Origin of the sequence: Pseudomonas sp. IT-P171 (genome assembly GCF_949767765.1) — a bacterium.
Lineage (GTDB): Bacteria > Pseudomonadota > Gammaproteobacteria > Pseudomonadales > Pseudomonadaceae > Aquipseudomonas > Aquipseudomonas fluorescens_B.
Genome location: NZ_CATKQN010000055.1, coordinates 226,351 through 249,191 on the forward strand (window position 1 = coordinate 226,351; position 22,841 = coordinate 249,191).

A 22,841-nucleotide genomic window follows, 5' to 3' on the forward strand; every position below is an offset into this window, starting at 1 on the left:
CCGGCACAGACCGGGTCCATATCGAGATGATTTCTATCATGTCCTCCGCTGCATCTTTCCGCACAGAAAAAGACCTGCTTGGCGTACTCGAAGTACCGGCTCAAGCGTATTACGGCATCCAGACCCTGCGAGCGGTGAACAACTTCCGTCTCTCCGGCGTTCCGATTTCGCATTACCCGAAGCTGGTTGTCGGCCTGGCCATGGTCAAACAAGCCGCCGCTGACGCCAACCGCGAGCTGGGTCACCTGAGCGAAGCCAAGCACGCTGCCATCAGCGAAGCCTGTGCACGATTGATCCGCGGCGATTTCCACGAAGAGTTCGTGGTGGACATGATTCAAGGCGGCGCTGGCACTTCAACCAACATGAATGCCAACGAAGTCATCGCCAACATCGCGCTGGAGGCCATGGGTCACCAGAAGGGCGAATACCAATACCTGCACCCGAACAACGACGTGAACATGGCGCAGTCGACCAACGACGCCTACCCGACCGCGATCCGCCTGGGTCTGCTGCTGGGCCACGACGCGCTGCTGGCCAGCCTCGACAGCCTGATCCAGTCGTTCGCCGCCAAGGGTGAAGAATTCAGCCACGTTCTGAAGATGGGTCGTACCCAGCTGCAAGACGCCGTGCCGATGACCCTCGGCCAGGAATTCCGCGCTTTCGCCACCACCCTGGGCGAAGACCTGGCACGCCTGAAGACACTGGCACCAGAACTGCTGACCGAAGTGAACCTGGGCGGTACCGCGATTGGCACCGGCATCAACGCCGACCCGCGTTACCAGCACCTGGCCGTTCAACGTCTGGCGACCATCAGCGGTCATCCGCTGGTACCGGCGGCCGACCTGATCGAAGCCACCTCCGATATGGGCGCGTTCGTACTGTTCTCCGGCATGCTCAAGCGCACCGCGGTCAAGCTGTCGAAGATCTGCAACGACCTGCGCCTGCTGTCCAGCGGCCCACGCACCGGCATCAATGAAATCAACCTGCCAGCGCGTCAGCCAGGCAGCTCGATCATGCCTGGCAAGGTCAACCCGGTCATCCCGGAAGCGGTAAACCAGGTAGCGTTCCAGATTATCGGCAACGACCTGGCGCTGACCATTGCGGCCGAAGGCGGCCAACTGCAACTGAACGTGATGGAGCCGCTGATCGCCTTCAAGATCTTCGACTCGATCCGTCTGCTGCAACGCGCCATGGACATGCTGCGCGAGCACTGCATCACCGGCATCACCGCCAACGAAGCCCGCTGCCGCGAACTGGTCGAGCACTCGATCGGCCTGGTCACCGCGCTGAACCCGTACATCGGCTATGAAAACGCCACCCGCATCGCCCGTATCGCCCTCGAAAGCGGCCGCGGCGTGCTGGAACTGGTGCGCGAAGAAGGCTTGCTCGACGAAGAAATGCTCGCCGACATCCTGCGCCCGGAAAACATGATTGCTCCGCGTCTGGTGCCGCTTAAGGCCTGAACCGACGCATCAGTAGCACCGCTCACCAGGTCGAGGGACTAGACACCTCTCACCTTTTGAGGGCTTGGGGTTTATTCCCCAGGCCCTTTTTTTTAACTCTTTGGCAGTAAATCAGAATGTCTGGGGGCTGAGAAATGTGGGCGCGGGCTTGCTCGCGAAAGCGATGTGTCAGTCACCATAAATAGTGGATGTCAGACCGCATTCGCGAGCAAGCCCGCTCCCACAGAAAAGCAGCTTCCGCATAAACCCGGCGCCGGTAACGTCGGGCGTTTCAAAGGCTTCGTTTCGATGCTTGCACCACAACCGTGCAGACGGACGGCACTCTCCTAGGTATAGTGCCGCCCCTCTTCGCGTGAGCGGTCGTCGGTAACGAGGCCCAAACCCATGCGAAACCCGAACTAATAACAAACCCGCAATATGAAATCGGGACGAAACGTCGCCTCGCCTGTTTTGCCGTGCGCAAACCGGTGTAACGCGATGTTTCCGACCGCCCAGCATTTGCCTACACAAAAAACAGCGAGGAATAATCCATGCTCGAAGTCATTAACGACTTCCTCTCAGGGAAAGTACTGATCGTGCTCATTGTCGGGCTCGGTAGCTACTTCACGATCCGCTCGCGTTTCGTTCAATTGCGTCACTTCTTCCACATGTTCGCGGTGTTCCGCGACAGTCTCAAAAGCAGCGCCGGCCAACTCAGCTCGTTCCAGGCCCTGATGCTCAGCCTCGCTGGCCGCGTCGGTGCAGGCAACATCGCCGGTGTCGGCATTGCCGTGACCCTCGGTGGGCCAGGTGCGGTGTTCTGGATGTGGGTGACCGCACTGGTCGGCATGTCCAGCAGCTTCTTCGAATGCTCCCTCGGACAGCTCTACAAACGCGCCGACGCTGACGGCACTTACCGTGGCGGCCCGTCCTATTACATCCAGCACGGTCTGCAGAAACGCTGGTTGGGCATGATCATGGCGTTCCTGTTGCTGGTGACTTTCGGGTTCGCGTTCAACGGCCTGCAATCCCACGCTGTGACGCACTCGCTGAACAACGCGTTCGGCTTCGATACCACCTGGACCGGCCTGACCCTGGCAGTGTTGCTGGGTCTGGTGTTCATCGGCGGGATCAAGCGCATCGCCAAGGTCGCTGACCTGTTGGTGCCGGTGAAAACCCTGGTGTACATCGGCGTGACCATCTATGTGATCGTGCTGCAATTCGACCACGTACCGGCGATGCTGATGACCATCGTCAAAAGCGCCTTCGGTCTCGACCAGGCCTTCGGCGGACTGATTGGCAGTGCCATCGTCATGGGCGTGAAGCGTGGCGTGTTCGCCAACGAAGCGGGCCTGGGCAGTGCGCCAAACGTGGCAGCCGTGGCGTCGGTTGAACACCCGGTGGCACAAGGCGTGGTTCAGGCGTTCAGCGTGTTCCTCGACACCTTCGTGATCTGCACCTGCACCGCCTTGCTGATCCTGCTCTCGGGCTTCTACACCCCGGGCTTCGAAGGCGATGGCATTGCCCTGACCCAGAACTCGCTCGCCGCTGTCGTGGGCGACTGGGGCCGGATGTTTATCTCCGTGGCATTGGCGTTGTTCGTGTTCACTTCGATTCTCTACAACTACTACCTGGGCGAGAGCAACCTGCGCTTCCTGATCGGTGAAAACCGCAAGGCGCTGATAGGCTACCGCGCACTGGTACTGGTGTTGATCTTCTGGGGTGCGATCGAGAACCTCGGCACGGTGTTCGCGTTTGCCGACATCACCATGACCCTGCTCGCGTTCGTGAACCTGATTGCGCTGTTCCTGCTGTTCAAGGTCGGTATGCGCATCCTGCGCGACTACGATGACCAGCGCGCTGCCGGGATCAAGACTCCAGTGTTCGATTCGAGCAAGTTCCCGGATCTGGACCTGGACCTGAACGCCTGGCCAGCCAACCCGCCAGCCGCCGCCACCAAGGCAGAAGCTGAAGCGCAAGGCGTACCCGCAGCGCAACGCTGATCGGTGAATGACGGGCGCATCCCCTGCGCCCGTCAGTTAAAGTGCACAACCTGTGGGAACGAGCCGGCTCGCGATGGCGGTATGTTAGACACTAATGTGTCAACTGACAGTCCGTCATCGCCAGCCGGCTGGCTCCCACATGCCATCTCTTGCGGAGACTTCCCCATGGTTCCCAATTCCTTTCCTGCCGCCCAGCACGTCATGGTGCTCTACACCGGTGGCACCATCGGCATGCAAGCCAGCGAACACGGCCTGGCACCGGCATCCGGTTTCGAAGCGCGGATGCGCGAATACCTGCACAGCCAGCCGGAACTGGTGGTACCGCAGTGGCGCTTTCGCGAGATGTCGCCGCTGATCGACAGCGCCAACATGTCTCCGGCGTATTGGCAGCAACTGCGCGAGGCCGTGGTCGATGCCGTCGACGTACAGGGCTGCGACAGTGTGCTGATCCTGCACGGCACCGACACGCTGGCTTATAGCGCTGCGGCCATGAGCTTTCAATTGCTGGGCCTGAACGCCCGCGTGTGCTTTACCGGTTCGATGCTGCCGGCCGGCGTGACCGACAGCGATGCCTGGGAAAACCTCGGCGGCGCGTTGGTGGCGTTGGGTCATGGCTTGGCACCGGGCGTTCATCTGTACTTCCATGGCGAATTGCTGGATCCGACCCGTTGCGCGAAAGTCCGCAGTTTCGGTCGGCATCCGTTCAAGCGCCTGGAGCGCCAAGGCGGCGGAGCGAAGGCTTCTTCACTGCCCGCCGCGTTGAACTACAACCAGAGCAAGCAGCTGGCGAAAGTTGCTGTGTTGCCGCTGTTCCCCGGCATTGGCGCCGAGCAACTCGATGGCGTGCTGAACAGCGGCATCCAGGGCCTGGTGCTGGAGTGCTACGGCAGCGGCACCGGGCCGAGCGACAACCCCGAGTTTCTTGCCAGCCTCGGTCGCGCGCGGGACAACGGCGTGGTGGTGGTTGCGGTGACGCAATGCCATGAAGGTGGTGTCGAGCTGGATGTCTACGAGGCGGGCAGTCGTTTGCGTGGCGTCGGCGTGTTGTCTGGCGGCGGCATGACCCGTGAAGCGGCGTTCGGCAAGTTGCATGGGCTGCTGGGTACGGGGCTTGGCACCGATGAGGTCCGCACCCTGGTGGAGCTGGATCTGTGTGGCGAATTGATCTGAGGCACGGGGCTGGCTTGCAACCTTGTGCGAGCCTTCCTACCCGTCGCCGTCAGGAAGGCTTGCCCTGTCGCTTGAGTCTATAGATGGAAAAACACCTGTTTGGCCATCGTAGGGCTAATCTCACCGCGCCATATGCTGGTCACAGCGTGGCCAGCGGCCTGTTGATCCTTCTGAAAATTCAGACCCAGGCGGCGCTGCGCGGCCGTTTTCAGATGGGCCTTGATAAAGGAATCTGGCGCAGCCACCTTTGTCCGGTAGTGAAAATGTGCATACCACAGCACATTGTTGCCGGGGTCGCGGATCTCGTATTCCTGCAAAAAATCAGTGCCTTTACCCGCAGAGCTATCGGTTCGCCCGCCGATCTTGCGGATGCTTATCTCTTCCTTCCCCAACAGATATTCCACCGCACCCGCGGTCGGGTTCCTCAATTTGTACATTTCAATACGTGTTTGCTGTGCCAGTTCCCGAAGACGCGTGGCAGCCTCCCTCAACTGATCGACGGCTGGCTGTAGCGACTCTTCACCCACCGGCCGGGTCAATTGCTCAATATTGGCGGCTGCGGCATCAAACGGGTCAGCCTGGTCCATGATGAGGCTCTCTACATCGGCCGGCGAATGAGTGGTTTTGGACATCCGCCTGGCGTCGGCCACCTTCCTGTCGTATCCGGCCAAGAGCTCTCGCGCATTTTTCTCCAGTTTCTTGAGCTTCCTTTTGGCCCGAACACTCAGCTCCGCGCCTCCCAGCAGCCGTAGGCGGAAATCGAAGCTCCAGCGACCCTGCTCGTCGCTTTTGAGCCAGGGCCCCCTCAACAGCGAACCCTTCGGATCAGTGATCACCGCACCCTCCAATGTGGGTGAAACCCGAAACCAGTCATCCTCGACGCAGGCATACCAGTAGCCATCTTGCCGATAAAGCCCACGAAACTCGCCGGAATTGACCAACCCACTTTCGCGCGGCGGCGCCGGGAACTTGAAGGTGTCCAGTTTGGCCAGTTGCCGCGCTGACAACTGGCCTCGCGCACCGGTCCAGCCATAAAAGAGCCTCGTTTTCCCTTTGACAGGAACGGCTGAGGCAGGCCGCGTGAGGTTATTGGCGAGCTGGATACGCTGTTCCAGCGCGGTTTCGCGGACAACGCCAGACACTTCGGCACGCGCAATGGAACGCACGGGGGACCCCGAATGCACCAATATCAAGGCCAGGTTCATCAACACATCGGCCGCCGCTGACCATCGACTGTCGGGATGCTCGCTTTGGACAAACACTTCAACGCTTTTCGTGAGTTGCACCAACAGACCCATGGCTGCAAACGGGCCGTCCAATAGTGGCTGTAGCAGGTTGAACAATGCCCACCCGAAGTCCTTGAGTTGATCCCAACGGGCCTCCGAGTTCGACACGGAATCATCCTTGGCCCGCTTGATCAGTGCCTGGGCGCAAGCCCGGTACAACGCGCTGAACACGTCCTCAGACAACGCCTCGCTGGCGAGCGAGACACGTTGTGGCAGGAGCGCGTCGAAGTCACCGAAAACGACCCGTCCCACATGGGGCTCCACAAAGCCGCCGTTGGCATAGACGTGGTGAACGGAGGGTGCGAGCCCGGCCAGCACGCTGCCCTGCAACGGCGGGTCCTCCTGAATCGCACTTAACAGAGCTGCCCACGAGACAAACTCGAGCATTGGCTCGACCGAAGCAGGCCGGTAGAGAATGTATGGCCCGCGTCCAAGCGCCTGCGGGCCGATCACAAACATGTTCAAGACGTAGTCCTTTCTGGAGTCGGCTCCAGTCTGGAATCCCAGCGGTCTGACCACCATGGCCTGTCCCTCGACCTGACGATCGAACGCGTCGGGTTGCAGGGCGGCGACAACCTGCCGATAGGCCAGATCCGTCAGACGATTGCGGATTCTCAGCTCCAGCGCCAACAGCGGCAGCTGAATGCACATGCTCGCGTGAAACTGTTCTCGTCGCTGCTCGAACTCCTGAGGGACGTCCAGCAATTTGCGCTGCAACATGTCGGGATAACGCTGGCCAAGATCGGCGCGATTGGTCAGTTCCCTCAAATAGTCATAGGTCAGCCACAGCGGTGGTTCGCCGCTGCGATAAAGAATCTGCGCTGGAACCCGGGGCAAGGCGCCGACATTTTTCACCGCCAATTGGGCAAATGCCGAGCGGATTGATTGGTAGCGAGGCTCGGGGAATGGCGGGTCGATGATTTCGAATGCCGAGTTCTCCAATCGCTGCTGCACCACCTCGATATCGCGCACTCTAACAGGCCTGCGGGCCGGATCGTCCTCGACCATCAGCGCCTTCAATGCCTGCTCGGCGTACTCATGAATCGGCACGATGCCCGACAGGAATGAAGTACCGGTACGATTGCGGGCCGCCAGCGTGGCCAACAGCCTGCTGTAAGCAGCGCGCTGCACCGGACTGGCTTGCTTGAGCCATGACGGCAACAAGCCCTTGAGGGTGGACAACCGGGCTTCATGACCTGACCGAAAGGCACCGAGCAACGTCGTCGGGCTACTGATCTGCTCCAACCGTCGCTCGAGCGTCGGCAAATCGACGAAGACCGCGGGCTTGATCGTCGCGATAACCTGCAACTGACGCTCGAGAAGGCTCAGGGTCAGTGCGTCGAAAATGTCATGTTCAGCCCAGTAGTTGCTAAGTGACAGGCGCTGGCGTGCACCAAACCATGATTGCGTCATGGCTTCCTCGGAGCTGAACACTTCGATTCCGCCGGTCAATGTGAACAGCAACGCAATGGTTCGCCCTTCCACTTTGCGGCGCATCGACAGGACCAGTACATCATCCGGCATCAAGGTGCTGGAGTCCTCGCACACGAGTGTCACGGCAGCCTCGGTCGCCGCATCGCCCTGGGCTGTTTCGCGCTGGGCATTATCGGGGTAATCAAGCACGCCCTGGACCGTCAGCAGTGCATCACCGGCAAGTGCCTGAGAAGCCATGCGCAGTTGCTCTTGAAACAGGTTGCGAAGTTGTTGCCAGGGACTGGCGTCGCCCTCGTTCGATTGGCTCCAGAAGGCTGCCAGCTCTTGTTGATAGCACTCCAGCAAATGCGGCCCCCACTCATCGAGCACCTCCAGGATTTCGCTCAACTCGACGTCAATGGCTGAAGGCGTTTCTACGTTGGCGTACCGTGAAAGAAAGCTCTCGTCACTGAATACTCTGCAACTGCCCTTCCAGTAACTTTCGAGCAAAAGATCCGTCAGTCCATGGCTTTGATAACTGGCAAAGCTTGACCCTGTCGGGGTTTCACTCCGCCGAGGTTCGAGAACGACAGCGGTGGCCACCGGGATATCGAAGCCGGGAAACCGGTCATCAAGGACTTGTTGCAAGGTCCTTCGTGCCGTTTCTCGCAAGGTCGGTCGATCGGCAAACAGGTGCAAAATGCTCAAGGCCTGTGAAACCACCTCGGCGTCCGGACGCAGCGGACGCAGCGGACGGGAAACGGCTGGTGTAACGTCTGAAGATGTCAAGGTTCAGGTCCATCCTTGGGTACATGAAAATGTCGTAAAGACAGCCAACGCATGGGCGTGACAGTCATGACCAAGGTAGGGGCCTTGCAGGCATTGGAGGCGTTAACGGGATACTACTTCTGTTACCAATGGTTTCGCCGGACCTGTCGAAACCCTATCGATCAGGCACACAACTTGCTCCCATTCCAGCAACTCAAGAATGGAACATCCCATGCTCCACTCCCATCTCACCACCCTCAACGCCGTCTCGCTGATCCTCAACACCTTCAAGGCCGAAGGCTTGTCCAGTGAGGCGCTATTGGCCGGCAGCGGCATCAGTGCGGCGGATCTGAACCGCGCCGACACACGCATCACCACCAATCAAGAGATGCAAGTCTGCGCCAACGCTGTCGCACTCAAGCGTGACATCGGCCTGGAACTGGGTCGGCGGATGCACGTGTCCTGCTACGGCATACTCGGCTATGCACTGCTGACCAGTGCCACCTTCGGTGACGCTTTGCGCCTTGCGATGCGATATCCGGCGTTGCTGGGAACACTTTTCGAACTGAGCCTGGAGGAGGATGGCAAGCGTGTCTGGTTCGTCGCGGCCGATTATCGTGAGAGCCCGGCGATGGCCGTGTTCAACGCCGAGTTCTGCCTGGTTTCGCTCAAGGTCATCTGCGACGACCTACTCGGTCATCCGCTGCCACTGCTCGCTGCTCGCTTCGAACACGCCGCGCCCGACTACGAAGCGACCTACGCCGAACACTTCAACTGCCCGCTGCATTTTGAAGCACGGGACAACGCCTTCGCCTTCGACAAGCACTGGCTCGACCAGCCCTTGCCGTTGTCCGATGTGATTACCCATCAAGCCATGGCCGAACGCTGCCGCAAGCAGAACGTCGAGTTCACCGGGCGCCAGGCGTGGCTGGGGCGAATTCGGCAACTGCTCAGCGCGCAACTGAATGCCGCGCCTGGGTTGGAGGGCCTGGCCGAGCAGATGAATTGTTCGGCGCGAACCCTGCGTCGGCACCTCAAGGACCTAGGCTGCAGCTACCAGGAACTGCTCGATGAATTGCGCTTCGAACAGGCCAAGCTGTTGCTGTGCGAGGATCAGTTGCCGATCTATCAGATCGCCGAGGCCCTGGGCTTCAGCGAGACCGCGAGTTTTCGCCATGCCTTTGTGCGCTGGAGCGGAGTAGCGCCGAGCCAGTTCCGCCCGCAGCACCGCCCCTTGTAGGCGCTGGCTTGCCAGCGAAGAGACCAGTGCATCTGACTCGGCTGTAATGCCGCCTTCGCGGGCAAGCCCGCTCCCACAGAGTCTGCATTCCATGCGCCACGCCAGGGCCTGGCGCATTAAAAAGGGGCGAATTTCGGTCAGATTTTTTGGCCATATAAATCCCCTTTTGGCCTTTCCTGCCGTTCTCCGAATCGCCTTCCGCCGCAAGACTGTAGCCAACCGATTCAGCCTGCGGAGAACAAGAAATGCTGACGATCTACTCGGACGATCACCACCTGCACCACGGCCGTTGTGAATTGATAGACGGGCAACTCAAGCCCTGCTTCGAAATGCCTTCGCGTGCCGACCACGTACTGGCACGGGTGAAAAACCAGAACCTGGGCCCCGTCGAAGCGCCGAAGGATTTCGGCCTCGACCCGATCGCGCGCATCCACAGCCGCGACTACCTCGACTTCTTCAAAGGCGCCTGGTCCCGTTGGACCGAGTTCAACACCGACGGCGACTTGCTGCCCTACACGTGGCCGGCCCGTACCTTGCGCGCCATCAAGCCCACCAGCCTGCATGGCCAGCTTGGCTATTACAGCTTCGACGGCGGCGCCCCGATCACTGCCGGCACCTGGCAAGCGGCGTACAGCGCAGCGCAAGTGGCGCTCACCGCCCAGGCAGAAATCCAGCGCGGCGCACGCAGTGCTTTCGCGTTGTGCCGTCCACCGGGACACCACGCCGCCAGCGACTTGATGGGGGGTTATTGCTACCTCAATAACGCCGCTATCGCCGCTCAGGCTTTCCTCGATCAGGGCCACAAGAAAGTCGCGATCCTCGACGTCGACTACCACCACGGCAACGGCACGCAATCGATTTTCTACGAACGCAGCGACGTGCTCTTCACCTCGATCCACGGCCATCCGGAAGCCGAATTCCCGTTCTTCCTCGGTTATGAAGACGAGCTGGGCGAAGGCGCGGGTGAAGGCTTCAACTTCAACTACCCTTTGCCCGCCGGCAGCGGTTGGGACATTTGGAGCGCGGCACTGGAACACGCCTGCAAAGAGATCGAACAATACGGCGCCGACATCGTTGTCGTGTCCCTGGGCGTCGATACGTTCAAGGACGATCCGATTTCCCAGTTCAAGCTCGACAGCCCGGATTACCTGGCGATGGGCGAGCGTATTGCGAAGCTCGGCGTGCCGACGCTGTTCGTGATGGAAGGCGGTTACGCGGTCGAAGAAATCGGCATCAACGCCGTGAACGTTCTTGAAGGTTTTGAAAGCGCTCAATGAGGAAACAACAATAATGAACAGACTCAAGCGTCTTATCGTCCCCGCCCTGTGCGCCACGGTGCTCAGCGGGGCCGCTCACGCCGAAGAGCGAACGTTGCGCGTCTACAACTGGTTCGACTACATCACCCCCAAAGCGCTGGAAGACTTCAAGGCGCAGAACACCCAGACCAAACTAGTCTACGACATCTTCGACACTAACGAAGCGCTGGAAGCCAAACTGCTGACCGGCAACTCCGGTTACGACGTGGTGGTGCCGTCCAACGTGTTCCTCGCCAAGCAGATCGAGGCCGGCGTTTTCCAGCCGCTGGACCGCAGCAAGCTGCCGAACTGGAACCACCTCGATCCCAAGCTGATGAAGCTGATCGAAGCCAACGACCCAGGCAACAAATTCGCCGTGCCGTACATGTACGGCACCATCCTGATCGGCTTCAACCCGGACAAAGTCAAAGCCGCGCTGGGCGCCGACGCGCCGGTGGACAGTTGGGACCTGATCTTCAAGGAAGAAAACATCAGCAAGCTCAAGCAGTGCGGCGTCGCCCTGCTCGACTCGCCGTCGGAGATCCTGCCGCTGGCCCTGCAACACCTAGGCCTGGACCCCAACAGCAAGAAGCCGGCGGACTACGCAAAGGCTGAAGCGCTGCTGATGAAAATCCGCCCGTATGTCACTTACTTCCACTCCTCCAAGTACATGGCCGACATCGCCAACGGTGACATCTGCGTCGCGGTCGGTTATTCCGGCAGCTTCTCCCAGGCCGCCAACCGCGCCAAAGAGGCCAAGAACGGGGTCATCGTCGACATGCGCTTGCCAAAAGAAGGCGCGCCGATCTGGTTCGACATGCTCGCGATTCCGAAGGGCGCGAAGAATACCGAGGACGCCTACACCTTCATCAACTACCTGCTGCAACCGCAGGTGATTGCGCCGGTCAGCGACTTCGTCGGTTACCCGAACCCGAACAAGGACGCCACGGAAATGGTCGACCCGGCGATCCGCAACAACCCGAACCTGTACCCGACCGAAGCGGCGATGGGCACGCTTTACACCCTGCAACCGCTACCGCGTGATGCCGAACGTGCGCGCACGCGAGCCTGGACCAAAATCAAGTCAGGGACCTGAACCCCCCTTGAAAACCAAAGACCCGCCGTGATGCGGGTCTTTTTTTGCCTGCGATATTTATGTACCGCCAGGCCTGTGAGGTCGCCCGATACCGTCACCTGATCAGCGCTGCGCAATCAACAGCGGCGCATCCTCAATCAGGAGACGACCATGCCCGACACCGCTTCCCCGAGTGCAGATAACATACTGACCCAACTGGTCACCGGTCCCTCGATCAGAGAGGTTGCAGCGACTGCATTGGGGCCTGCACTCAACGCGCTTTATCCGCCGTTGACGATTGACCCGACGCTCGCCACGGTCGTCACTCCGACCTGGGTCGAGACCGGCGGCGATGTCGTGTCCGGCAGTAATCTGTATGAATCGCTTACCGATGTGTTGGTGCGGATCGCATTGTCGGGTTCGACGGTGACACTCATCGACGGTGAACATTTCCTGACCCTGCAACCGGGCGTTGACCCGCCGGCTCAACTGCCGGTAAACATTACGGCCATCGGATCGCTGATCAATACGCTCGCTTCGCAGCTGTTCATTGCCTACCAGCAACAGCAACTTGATTACTGGAATCAGGAGACAAGCGCTTCGACCCCGCGCTGGCATCAGCTCTCGCAAGCGCTGCAGGACATCTGGAACCTCGATGAGGCCACGGACTGGGATGCCGACCAAAAAGCCATGGCCCGTGCCGTGTTCACTCATCCCGATCGGGCCACACGGCGCCAACACGACAAGTACCTGACCAAGGCCTGCCTGATCGACACAGAATGCACAGCAAACGCGGTGACCGAACATCTGCGGGTTCTGGATATCGCTGTTTTCGTGGGCACGCTGGATACCCGAACCCTGGTCCTGACGCACTCGATTGCCGAAGGCTTCAAGCACTACGACTCTGTTGCGGCGCTGGGTGCCGCATTGTTTGCCCATCCTGGGTCGTCAAGTACCGGGCAGACGCTGCAATGGCGTCTGTACGAACCCGAAGGCAATTTCTTTCATCACCAGGCATGTGCGCTGATCGCACTCGAAGCCGAAGCCATCGGTGCCTTCAACTCCTTTCAGAACGCTGCACCCGCGAGTCTTTCACCGCAGATCAGCGCGGCAGCAAAAAGCTTCACGGAATTTGAAGCCCTGCCCTCGTCGCGCTTCAACAAGGTTCAGGGGTTACTGACAGGCTGGTTGAACAACGCATTGTCAGCGGACCTGACCCGTTACAGCCGACACCTGATGGACCTGGCGCAGTTGCGGGAGCAGGACGCTGGAAAAACCTTCGACGAAGGCATCGCCGCACTGCCCGAATTTGCCCTGCAAACCTTGCGAGAACAGATGATCAAAGATCATCCAGCGGCGGCGAGCCTGAACCTTGAGGACGTGCAAATCAGCATCACCAGCGTCGTTGTCCTGGGCGCTGTCGTGATACCCGGCAAAACGCAGACCGTCACGCTGTCGCTGATCGAACTGGCGTTGCAAAACCTGATTGCCGTTCCGCTGGGTAACAAGACGGTGCAGTACAAAAACGGCGACCCGGTGCCCGTCTGGATGACGCCCGCCTACCTGGAGAACCTCGTCACCCAGGTGGATATCGGCGCGGTTTACCCGGCACTGATCAAGCGCAAGCTGCTTGATGACTCGCAAGAAACAGTGCGCCGACAAGCGCTCTATACGCGTCATTTACGCACCCAGTTGCCCTTGCAGGCGCTGCAACACAAGATGCGCGGCGAAGCCGGTATCGATGAACGAGGCTACCAGTACGTCAACGCGGCCCTGCAGCAAAACGCGGCCGAGCGCCGAGTGAACGGACAGGAGATTGTCATTCGCCCGTTGGCCTTCATCGCCGGCAATCGCGCCGACAGCAAGGTCGACGAAGTCGCCAACATGTTCGTCATCGGTCCGAAGTCCGCTGATCAGGGACCCTGTCTGCTCTACCGGCCATTGCTCGTCCCCTCGCTGACGCAGTACCCGAACGAGGCCAATCTGCTGTATGCGATCAAGCACGAAAAGTCCCTTCGCCAATCGGTTCTGGCGTGGCTGGCCGACGACGTGCGCTTCAACTATTCCCAGTATGTGTTTTGCGGTGAATTGCCTTCGGTCTGGACCCTGACCCAGTTGCTGGTCGATCCCACGTCAGCGCTGGGCAAGATGGGCGCGGTGTCGCTCAGTGCGGCAGCCCTTGATGACGTTTCACTGGCGCCCCTGTTCAAAGCCAACGCCAACGCCATGATGACCCTGGCTGACCGGCAATCGGTGTCCAACGCGCAAGCCCGCTGGGCGACGCTCAAGCATGGCGCATGGATGCTGTTCAACGTCGCCCTGCCCTTTCTTGGTCGCACTGCCGGAGTTGCCGGGTGGATCTGGCAGATCATGGACGACTTGCAGGCAATCACCGAGGCCAAAGAGAACGAAGACAGCGAATCCGCCTGGTCCGCCCTGACCGATTTGCTGTTGACGCTCGGCATGGTGCTGGCCCATCGGGCGGCCTCTCGCCATAAACCCGTCACGCGCTTGATCGAGAAAGTCGAGCCGCCGGTCACGCCGCCAATCAAGCCAGCGCACAAAATCACGGTCACTCGTCTGCCCGACCTCGATCAACTGCCTCACACCCATGAAACGTCTTTGCACGCCGTCGCTACGCTGCCGCCTGTCGCGTTGGGCACCTTGCTGGATGAACTGGAGATCGCCGAACCCAAGGGAATGGCCGTCGCCTCCAGCGCGCCCGGCCCTCACCAACATCTCAGCTCACTTAACGGAAAATGGTATGCGAAGGTCGGCCAACGATGGTTCGAAGTCACGCTCAACGACAATCACGACGTGCAGATCACTGACTCACGCCAGTCCACCACGCGCAGCGGGCCGTTGTTGGTCAAGAACACCAAAGGCGAATGGTTTATCGATACGCGGCTGAGACTGAGGGGCGGGGGCAAGGAGAGGCAACGGCTGGAACAGCAAAACAAGGAGCGCCTGGCTGAACTGAAACAGCAAATGATCGCGTTCGAGGGCCAGACCAAAAGTCGGGAAACAGAACTCAAGGAAGCCGAAAAAAAAGCGCAGGCGCCTACGGCAACCGACAACCATCGTCGCCTGTACCTTGAAATGCTCGACGCGCAGATGTCATTCATCAGCGCCAACATTGAACAGATGAAAGCGTTCAATGCTCGCGAAGCCATTCCCAATTACCGAAAAGCGATGATCAGCCGCCTGGATTTCCAGTTATCGCTGCTGGAAAAATGGTTCAACCACCAGCGCCCTGTTTTCGACAATCAGATGCGTCTCTCCCTCGATCTGCTCGACACACAGCGAACGGAAGACACGCAGACCGCCCGACAGACCTATCAACTCACGAGTGATCTGACCGCCGCTTACATCGAGAAAATCGAATTCGCGCAATCACGCTTCGAGCAACTGAACCTGCTCGGCAAAGAAGCCGTGGAAGTGATCCGTGACGTCAAGTCCAACATGCCGCCGTTCGATTTACAGGACCTCAAACTGTTCCAGATCACACTGGGCCAGGAGTTGTGCCTCGATACTTCTGTTGCAGCCACACACGAAGCACGCCCGGCGCTGGAGACCGTAGTCGAAAACGCAGCGCTCGCCATTCAGGCTTCACTGGATCTGGCCGGCGACGACGATGTGTTGCGTTTGCCGGAGCGAATCGAAGGGCTCAGTGATCTGGTGGAGCAACTCGCGATCACCGATCAGCGCATCATCGATCTGCCTGGCGAGTTTCCCGGTCAGTTCCTGCAATCACCGCTCGACCTGATGCGCCAACGTATCGACGCGTTTCAAAAAAACACGGTGAAGCACCTGGCAAGCCTGTTGCGCGAGCGACAGGCGCTGGAGCCGCAACCGGGCCCTTCCCGCCTGCCGGTCGTTCCCGCCAAGCGCATCATCAAGACTCGTTACAACGGCACGGTGGTCGGCCAACTCCGCGCCGACTCTGCGGCGGACGGATCAGAACTGATCGACGTTACGTCGACGCTGACGGGCAAAGTCATTTCGACGTTTCATGAGAAAACCCCAGGGGTATGGGTTGAAAGAGTCGCCGCGAAAGCGGTTCCTTCCGTCGTTATCCCACCGGATCTGGATGCAAGCATTGTTCAGGGTCAGGCATTGCTGGACGGGCTGGAGACGTTCATTCGCCGAACGGACGCCCATTCAAAAGGACCGCGGCGAATTCCCGTGGAAATCGAGGAAATGTTCCATCAGCAGGCCCATCGATTGCAGGAGGTCGCCAAGGCCATCGACGAAGCGCTGATTTCCAGCAACGCCATCGATGGCGGTCCGGGATCGGCCGTCACACTGGCCAAACAACTCAATGACGCAGCAATCCGGCTCTACAGCCAGGGACGCACAACGCGAATCAGCATGACCAAGCTGCAGCCGCCTACGGCAGAGCGTGTTCAGTGGCTGCAAAGCGAAGGTCAGGTCGACATCGTCAAGAATCCCGGCCGGCGGTTGCTCAAAAACCGTAAAAAAGACTACCTCGAGGAATACGAAGTCCGTGACCACACCAGCAAAAATGTTCTGTGGTATGCCCACTTTCACTATTCAGAGCCCGCATCGCCTGCACAAACTTTCACCGCGGCGCATCTGAAAACGGTGCAGCAACGGCTGCTGGGCGGCGCGTTCGAAGCTCGCAGTGCGAATGACGATCTCCATGCGATCTCGATCTATCGCAGCGAAATCAGTCCACAACTGGCAACAACACTGTTCTTCGCAAAGGTGCCGCCATCGGCGTCAAAATCGTAAGTCTTGCGTCGTTGAACCGTCACCGCTTAACGGCGCCAGACCTTTTCCAGTCGCCCGAGTGCGGTACTGATGGCCGCCTCGGGCACGGCCGCGAAACCCAGGACCAGCCCGGCACGCTGGTCCACCGGTTGCTGCGAATCCGACAGCCAATAGCTGCTCAGCGGGTTGATCTCGACATCGACGCTGGCGGCTTTTTCCACCAGTTCGTACTCGCGAGCCTGTGAGTCGACAGGCACCGTCATATGCAACCCTGCCGCAACACTCGGCAGACTGCCGATGCCGGGGATGTTCTGCGGCCAGCCGGCCAACAACGTATTGCGTCGACTCAGGGCCGCACGACGCATGCGGCGGATGTGCCGCTGGAAATGCCCGGCGGCCATGAACTCGGCCATCACCGCTTGGGTGCTGACTTCGGAATGCCGAACGTCCACCGCTCGCCGTTGAGAAAACGCCTGCACCAGTGCGGGCGGCAACACCAGGTAACCCAGGCGCAACGCCGGGAACGCGACTTTGCCAAAGGTCCCGACGTACAAGACCCGGCCCTGTCGATCGAGTGCCGCCAACGGCGCCAGGGGGGCACCGCTGTAACGGTATTCGCCATCGTAGTCGTCCTCGACGATCCAGCCCTGGTTGCGCTCTGCCCAAGCGAGCAATTCAAGGCGTCGCGCCAGGCTCATCACCACCCCGGTCGGGTATTGATGCGAAGGCGTGACGTAGGCCAGCCGACAATCGCTAAGCCGGGCCAATTCAGTACAGTCGATGCCCTCACTGTCCACCGCCACCCCATGCAATTTCGCACCGGCCACCGCGAACGCATGACCCGCCGCCCGATACCCCGGATTTTCAATTGCCACCCCGTCGCCCGGCTCCACCAGCAGCTGTGCACAAAGGCTAATCCCCTGCTGTGCACCGCTGGTGATCACTATTTGCTCAGCCGAACACTGCATTCCTCGCGAACTGCGCAAGTACGCCGCGATCATGCCGCGCAATCGTGCATCGCCTGCTGGATCGCCATAACACAACTGCTGCAAATCCGGTTTACGCCAGAAAGCCGCATTCAGCTTGGCCCAGACCTCGAAAGGAAACAGATCGAATGCCGGAACACCCACCCGAAATGCGCGAGGTGGACCACTCGGCGGCAGGGCCAAATGGTTCTTGTCAACGCGCCCCAGCGCCCCACTGTGGATAACTTTACTGGATGAAACCACAGGTAAGTCCAGCCAATTTGTGGATAAGGCTGTTGATAACCCTGTGGAAAACCCTGTGGATACTTTTGTGGATAGTTTTTTTGCCGGGAGTACGGATTGCGGTAATTGCGCGACATAGGTTCCGTCACCGACGCGCCCTTCGATAAACCCTTCGGCATAGAGCTGATCGTAAGCCCGCACCACGCTGTTGCGGGAAATCGCCAGTGCTGCCGCCAGATCGCGGCTGGCCGGCAATCGCGTGCCGCTGGCCAATCGCCCGTCAAGCACACGCAAGCGCAACGCTTGGTAGAGCTGACGACTCAGGCCCTGACGGCGATCAAGTTCGATACCCGCAGGGTTGAACGACAAGGAAAGCGGCGCATCCGTCATGACAATGGACCTATGAAATTCGTCATTAATGGCTCTTACAACAGACCAATAGCCTGCCTAGGATGAAGGCATTCGCCAAGGAGTTTTTCCATGTACAACCCCAGCGGCTTTGCCATCAAAGATCTGGACGATCTGCAGCAGCAGATACTCGGCACCCGCCTCGCCCTGGTCGTTACCCACGGCGAGCAAGGCCTGCAAGCCAGTCATCTGCCCCTGCTGTTCCGCCCGGACCAAGGTCCGAACGGCACCCTCTACGGCCACTTCGCCCGGGCCAATCCACAGTGGAAAGAACTCCACAATGGCGCCGAGGCCCTGGTGATCTTTGCCGGCGCCGACGCGTATGTCAGCCCCGGTTTTTATCCGAGCAAAGCCGAGCACGGCAAAGTCGTGCCGACCTGGAACTACGTCGCCGTACACGCGTACGGCACCGCAGAGGTTTTCACCGACGCCGACCGTCTGCTCAACCTGGTCAGTGCGTTGACCGATCGCCATGAAACCGGTCGCGCCCAACCATGGGCAGTCACCGATGCACCCGCCGATTACATCGACGGCATGCTCAAGGCCATCGTCGGGTTTGCCCTGCCGATCCAGCGCCTGGAAGGCAAACGCAAACTCAGCCAGAACCGCAGCACCACAGACATCGCCGGTGTGCGCGAAGGGCTCGCCGCCAGCCCCGATGTGCATGACCAGGCCCTCGCCCACTTGATGCGATAAGGATTGGACATGAGTCAGATTGAAATCCGCCAGGTCACCGCTGACGATCACGCTGCGTGGCTGCCTCTGTGGCAAGCCTACCTGCGCTTCTACAACACCGAACTGCCCGAGGCCGTCACCCAAAGCACCTGGCAACGCATGCTCGACTCGAATGAACCGACTCATTCAGCGTTGGCGTGGGTCGACGGCAAAGCGGTCGGCATGGTGAACTTCATCTACCATCGCTCGAACTGGAGCATCGAAAACTCCTGCTACCTGCAAGACTTGCTGGTGACGCCCGAAACCCGCGGCACTGGCGTTGGCCGCAAGCTGATCGAATTCGTCTACGCCACCGCCAAAGCCGACGGTTGCTGCAAAGTGCACTGGCTGACCCACGAAACCAACGCCACCGCGATCCAGCTCTACGAGCGTATCGCCGAACGCCCCGGTTACATCCAGTTTCGCAAAGCCATTTAAGGTTCAAGGAGAACAGCATGTCGACTTCACTCGCGGACTGGAAAGGTGTCCCGGCACCGTCCGTTAAAACCATCGAAGGTCGTTTCATCCGTCTGGAAAAACTCGACCCGGCGCGTCACGCCGACGGCTTGTGGAAAGCCCTGCAAGGCCCCGGCTCCGACCCAAAACTGTGGGATTACCTGCCTTACGGTCCATTCCCGGAGCGCAGCGCTTTCAACGACTGGCTGAACAACCACGCAGCCAACAGCGACCCGTATTTCTTCACTGTGATCGACCGGGCCAGCGGCGACGTGCAAGGCATTCTCAGTCTGATGTCGATCGTTCCGTCTCAGGGCCGCATCGAGATCGGCCACGTGACCTTCGGCGCGCCGATGCAGCGCTCGCCGAAAAGTACCGAAGCGGTTTATCTGCTGGCCAAGGAATCCTTTGCCCTGGGTTACCGGCGCCTGGAGTGGAAATGCAACAACGGCAACGCCCGCTCCAAGTACGCGGCGGAGCGGTTGGGGTTCAGTTTTGAAGGGGTGTTCCGTCAGCACATGGTGGTCAAGGGTCAGAACCGGGATACGGCCTGGTATTCGATTCTGGATTCGGAATGGCCGGCGATTGGCGCGGGGTTTGAGCGCTGGTTGAGCGATGAGAATCAGTCGGAGTCGGGACAGGTGAAAACGCTGGCTGAGTGTCGCGGGTAATTTAGCGGCGCCCTTTCGGACGCCATCGCGGGCAAGCCCGCTCCCACGCGGGTTCGGGTTGATCATAAATATTGTGGCCAACCCAAAACCCTGTGCAGGCTTGCTCCGGGCGGCGTTCCGACGATGGGCTTCACGCTAATTTCTGGGCCAGCACCGCACTATTCTCCGGCCCGATCCAGCAGCCACCCAAATGGCTGGCGCTGCGTGTTTTCCAGTCAATCGCGGTTCAACCAAGATCACGTAGAAATTTTACAAATCCTGGCAAATTGGCTTTGGTGCAGGCCAGTGACTTCCACTCAGTCGTCCGTGGTGACGCTTGATTGAGCGGTGACGAACAAGTGTCGTTGTTGACCTCCAACGTAACTGGGTAGACGAGTTTCACGCCGTATCAAACAGATCCGTCCTGAAATGCTGTAGGCAAAAAACGCTGGCTCATGAAGGCCGCTGCGCGAGTAGGTCTCAACGACCAATTTGAGCTACAACCGAATTTCCAAGAGCCTGCAAAAATGCCGGAAACGCCCGGCATTCAGGCACAGGGCCTGCCTCCTAAAGTTCGACCTCCTGAAAAAACGAGGTCGCACTGAATGCCCAAGCCTTACACTCATCGTCCGCACCAACTCGCGTTGGCGATCGCCCTCACACTCGGCAGCATCGAGCTGTCCATGGCTCAGCAAGCGGAGCTTGATACCGTCGTCGAAGCACCCGTCAAGAAGGCTCGTGCCGTTGCGTGGCCTAAAAAAGATGACCTTTTTGCGGTAAAAAATTTCATTGGCCCGTTGTCACACACCGTCCACGCCGCAATGCCTGAGCTGAAAGAACCAGTCACTCAAGTTGTAAACGCCCCGGCAGCTCCAGAGCCTGTGGATCTCGCCGCATACCTTTACGAGTTTCCCGAAACTCCGAATGATTCGCTCTCACCGAACTTGCCCGACAGCGTCGCAGAGCGCATGCCCACTCCATCCTTGGCAAAGGCACCGAAAGCGGTGTCTCCGATGGAACAACATCATCAGGCTCACGAGACGCCTGACGCGCCGTCCGAAACCGTAGAGGAACACCCCGGCCTCACGTTCGAGGATTTTTCAAAAGCCGACACCACCAAGCGCACTACTGCTTCAGGGCAGTACGCAGGCAGCGACGGCATCTCGCTGGCGCTGGGGGACGGAAATGACTTGTTGATCATAAACAAGGGTGCCAGCTTTTCAGGGGAAATACAGGGCGGCGACGGGGCGAACGTCATACTCCTGGACTCTTCCGACGGCGGCATACTCGGTAAGACCCGTAACTTTCTCGGCTTGCGAGTGGCCCAAGGTGCCTGGACGTTGACCGGCACAGGTGACTTTGCCCTGGGAGCAGAAGTGTTGAGCGGTGCGAAGCTGTTCAATAGGGGCAGTATCGCGGGTTATGTCGATGTTTTCGAGGGCGGCACCTACGGTGGGCACGGTGAAGTTCACGACCTGTTCGTAGAGGGTACGTTGCTGGTCAATACGTCGCTGGGGGCACCACATGTCAAAAAAGACCTGTTTCTTACGGAAAATGCCAAGCTCTCCTACGCTGTAACGGCTGCCGGTAATACACCGACCATAGTGGTCGAGGGTACTGCAGTGCTTTGGAAAGCCTCTCTGAATGTCGTCGCTCTGCCGGGCAGCTATTCCGCCAGCACCGAAGACACAGTACTCAGAAGCAGCAAAGTGGAAGGTAAGTTCGGTCGTGTTACCAGCAACCTCGCGTATCTGTCTCCAAAACTATCCTACTCAGATACCGAAGTGACGCTGAAGTACGCTCGTAACCAATTGCCATTGGATTACTTCGCCCTCAACGACAATAGCGAGAACTTTGGCCAGAGTGTTGTGGAACCTGCGGCCTCAGCAAATACCGCCATTGCTGCCCTGCTCGGCTCGACCGTGGAAACGGCGGCAATTGCCCTTGATCAACTTGCCGGTCACAGCACCGCCAATCTCGCCAAGGCGACTCTGAACAGCGACAGGCCGGTCAGCACCAGCATGCTTTCGGCGATGCATCAGCTGGACAGTGCCAGTGCCTACCCCGGCAGGAAATACAATTCACCTCGCCTGGCAGCCGGTAGCGAAGACGCCGGCCGAGTCTGGCTGCAGGCGCTGGGGCATGGAGGAAAACTGGATCGCGACGATGACGCGCTACAACACTCCACCAAAGGTCTGGTGATGGGAGCTGATTGGCGAATTGATGAGCAATGGCGCCTGGGCGTGATGGGCGGCAAGTCTCAGACCCGACTGGATGGCCGCTTGCTCGATGGTGATCTCGACAGTTGGCACCTGGGCGCCTATGCCCTGCGCCAAAGCGGGCACATGTCGCTCCGCCTGGGGGTAATTCACAGCAACCATGACGGCAGCACGAAACGTCAGGTGGCTTTCAATGGATTCAGCGACCGCCCCAAAGGTCGTTACGATGCCACAACGCAGCAAGCCTTCGCGGAAGTGGGTTACAACCTGGGCCGCGACGTCTACCGCATCGAACCGTTCGCCAGCCTCGGCTATCAGCGCTACCAACGCGAAGGCTATTTGGAAAAAGGTGGGGATGCAGTTCTGCAAGTTCAGGGACAAACGCGCAACAACGCCAACAGTACATTCGGTCTGCGTGTAGCGAAGCTCAACACGTTGAACAACGGAATGAAGTTGACCCCACGCTTGAGCGCTGGATGGAAACATACCTACGGAAATGTTTTAAGCCAGACCCGCCAAAAAATGGCGACCGGTGGCACGCGTTTCATCGTGGAAGGTGCAGCGCTGGATCGTGACAGCGTACGGCTTGATGCAGGACTCGACTTGTCTCTTTCGGCGCGGCATACGCTGGGCGTTGGCGTCACTGGAGAGATGGGCACCGACAGCCGAAACCATGGCGTCACCGGCCAATGGCAAATGACTTTCTAACCCTCACAAACACCGGGCGAAAAAAAGGGGAGCACATGCCCCCCCGAGGTTT

General features: G+C 59.3%; 13 protein-coding genes and 1 pseudogene. 11 read left to right on the forward strand and 3 right to left on the reverse strand.

Going from position 1 to position 22,841, the window contains the following annotated elements; genetic code table 11:
- Nucleotides 1-38 precede the first annotated feature (38 nt).
- The 3 genes from aspA to ACM6I5_RS23330 all read left to right on the forward strand — a co-directional run bounded on the left by aspA (nt 39) and on the right by ACM6I5_RS23330 (nt 4,615).
- Nucleotides 39-1,463 carry an aspartate ammonia-lyase gene (gene aspA / locus ACM6I5_RS23320; RefSeq protein WP_017341569.1) on the forward strand — a complete coding sequence of 475 codons (1,425 nt, stop codon included), beginning with the start codon at nt 39-41 and terminating at the stop codon, nt 1,461-1,463.
- Nucleotides 1,464-1,993: 530 nt separating this feature from the next.
- Nucleotides 1,994-3,445 carry an alanine/glycine:cation symporter family protein gene (locus ACM6I5_RS23325; RefSeq protein WP_017341570.1) on the forward strand — a complete coding sequence of 484 codons (1,452 nt, stop codon included), beginning with the start codon at nt 1,994-1,996 and terminating at the stop codon, nt 3,443-3,445.
- Nucleotides 3,446-3,610: 165 nt separating this feature from the next.
- Complete coding sequence (locus ACM6I5_RS23330) at nt 3,611-4,615, forward strand: asparaginase (RefSeq protein ID WP_017341571.1); 1,005 nt, start codon at nt 3,611-3,613, stop codon at nt 4,613-4,615.
- A 77-nt stretch (nt 4,616-4,692) separates the two neighbouring features.
- Here the strand turns inward: ACM6I5_RS23330 and ACM6I5_RS23335 are convergent, their stop codons facing one another.
- Nucleotides 4,693-8,103, reverse strand: coding sequence for a dermonecrotic toxin domain-containing protein (locus ACM6I5_RS23335; protein WP_414884800.1), 3,411 nt, complete (start codon nt 8,101-8,103; stop codon nt 4,693-4,695).
- A gap of 211 nt (nt 8,104-8,314) precedes the next feature.
- Here ACM6I5_RS23335 and ACM6I5_RS23340 point away from each other — a divergent pair, with 211 nt between their 5' ends.
- The 4 genes from ACM6I5_RS23340 to ACM6I5_RS23355 all read left to right on the forward strand — a co-directional run bounded on the left by ACM6I5_RS23340 (nt 8,315) and on the right by ACM6I5_RS23355 (nt 16,447).
- Nucleotides 8,315-9,322: an AraC family transcriptional regulator gene (locus ACM6I5_RS23340; protein WP_017341573.1), complete on the forward strand. Its 1,008-nt coding sequence runs from the start codon at nt 8,315-8,317 to the stop codon at nt 9,320-9,322.
- Between the two features lie 245 nt (nt 9,323-9,567).
- On the forward strand, nt 9,568-10,599 hold the full coding sequence (locus tag ACM6I5_RS23345; RefSeq protein ID WP_414884801.1) for a histone deacetylase family protein: 1,032 nt from the start codon (nt 9,568-9,570) through the stop codon (nt 10,597-10,599).
- 13 nt (nt 10,600-10,612) lie between these two features.
- On the forward strand, nt 10,613-11,713 hold the full coding sequence (locus ACM6I5_RS23350; protein ID WP_017341575.1) for a polyamine ABC transporter substrate-binding protein: 1,101 nt from the start codon (nt 10,613-10,615) through the stop codon (nt 11,711-11,713).
- A 150-nt stretch (nt 11,714-11,863) separates the two neighbouring features.
- Nucleotides 11,864-16,447 (forward strand): hypothetical protein, encoded by a 4,584-nt coding sequence (locus ACM6I5_RS23355; RefSeq protein WP_414884802.1) that lies wholly within the window; start codon nt 11,864-11,866, stop codon nt 16,445-16,447.
- A 26-nt stretch (nt 16,448-16,473) separates the two neighbouring features.
- On the opposite strand, the gene ACM6I5_RS23360 is transcribed toward ACM6I5_RS23355, so the two are convergent.
- The gene (locus ACM6I5_RS23360) at nt 16,474-18,024 is read right to left on the reverse strand and encodes a PLP-dependent aminotransferase family protein (protein ID WP_414884803.1); all 1,551 of its coding nucleotides are present in this window, start codon (nt 18,022-18,024) and stop codon (nt 16,474-16,476) included.
- Between the two features lie 90 nt (nt 18,025-18,114).
- Between ACM6I5_RS23360 and ACM6I5_RS23365 the strand changes: the two genes are divergently transcribed.
- From ACM6I5_RS23365 to ACM6I5_RS23375, 3 genes are read left to right on the forward strand one after another with little or no spacing between them, the layout of a single operon-like run.
- A complete protein-coding gene (locus ACM6I5_RS23365) occupies nt 18,115-18,738 on the forward strand; it encodes an FMN-binding negative transcriptional regulator (protein ID WP_414880355.1) in 624 nt (207 codons plus the stop codon).
- A 9-nt stretch (nt 18,739-18,747) separates the two neighbouring features.
- Entirely contained in the window at nt 18,748-19,194 is a 447-nt protein-coding gene (locus tag ACM6I5_RS23370) for a GNAT family N-acetyltransferase (RefSeq protein WP_414880354.1), read from the forward strand.
- A 17-nt stretch (nt 19,195-19,211) separates the two neighbouring features.
- Nucleotides 19,212-19,883, forward strand: coding sequence for a GNAT family N-acetyltransferase (locus ACM6I5_RS23375; RefSeq protein WP_414880353.1), 672 nt, complete (start codon nt 19,212-19,214; stop codon nt 19,881-19,883).
- A 130-nt stretch (nt 19,884-20,013) separates the two neighbouring features.
- Here the strand turns inward: ACM6I5_RS23375 and ACM6I5_RS23380 are convergent.
- Nucleotides 20,014-20,106: pseudogene (locus ACM6I5_RS23380) on the reverse strand (homocysteine S-methyltransferase); the annotation flags it as partial.
- A gap of 361 nt (nt 20,107-20,467) precedes the next feature.
- On the opposite strand from ACM6I5_RS23380, the gene ACM6I5_RS23385 reads away from it, so the two are divergent.
- Nucleotides 20,468-22,789 carry an autotransporter domain-containing protein gene (locus ACM6I5_RS23385; RefSeq protein ID WP_414884804.1) on the forward strand — a complete coding sequence of 774 codons (2,322 nt, stop codon included), beginning with the start codon at nt 20,468-20,470 and terminating at the stop codon, nt 22,787-22,789.
- The last annotated feature ends 52 nt before the right edge of the window (nt 22,790-22,841 follow it).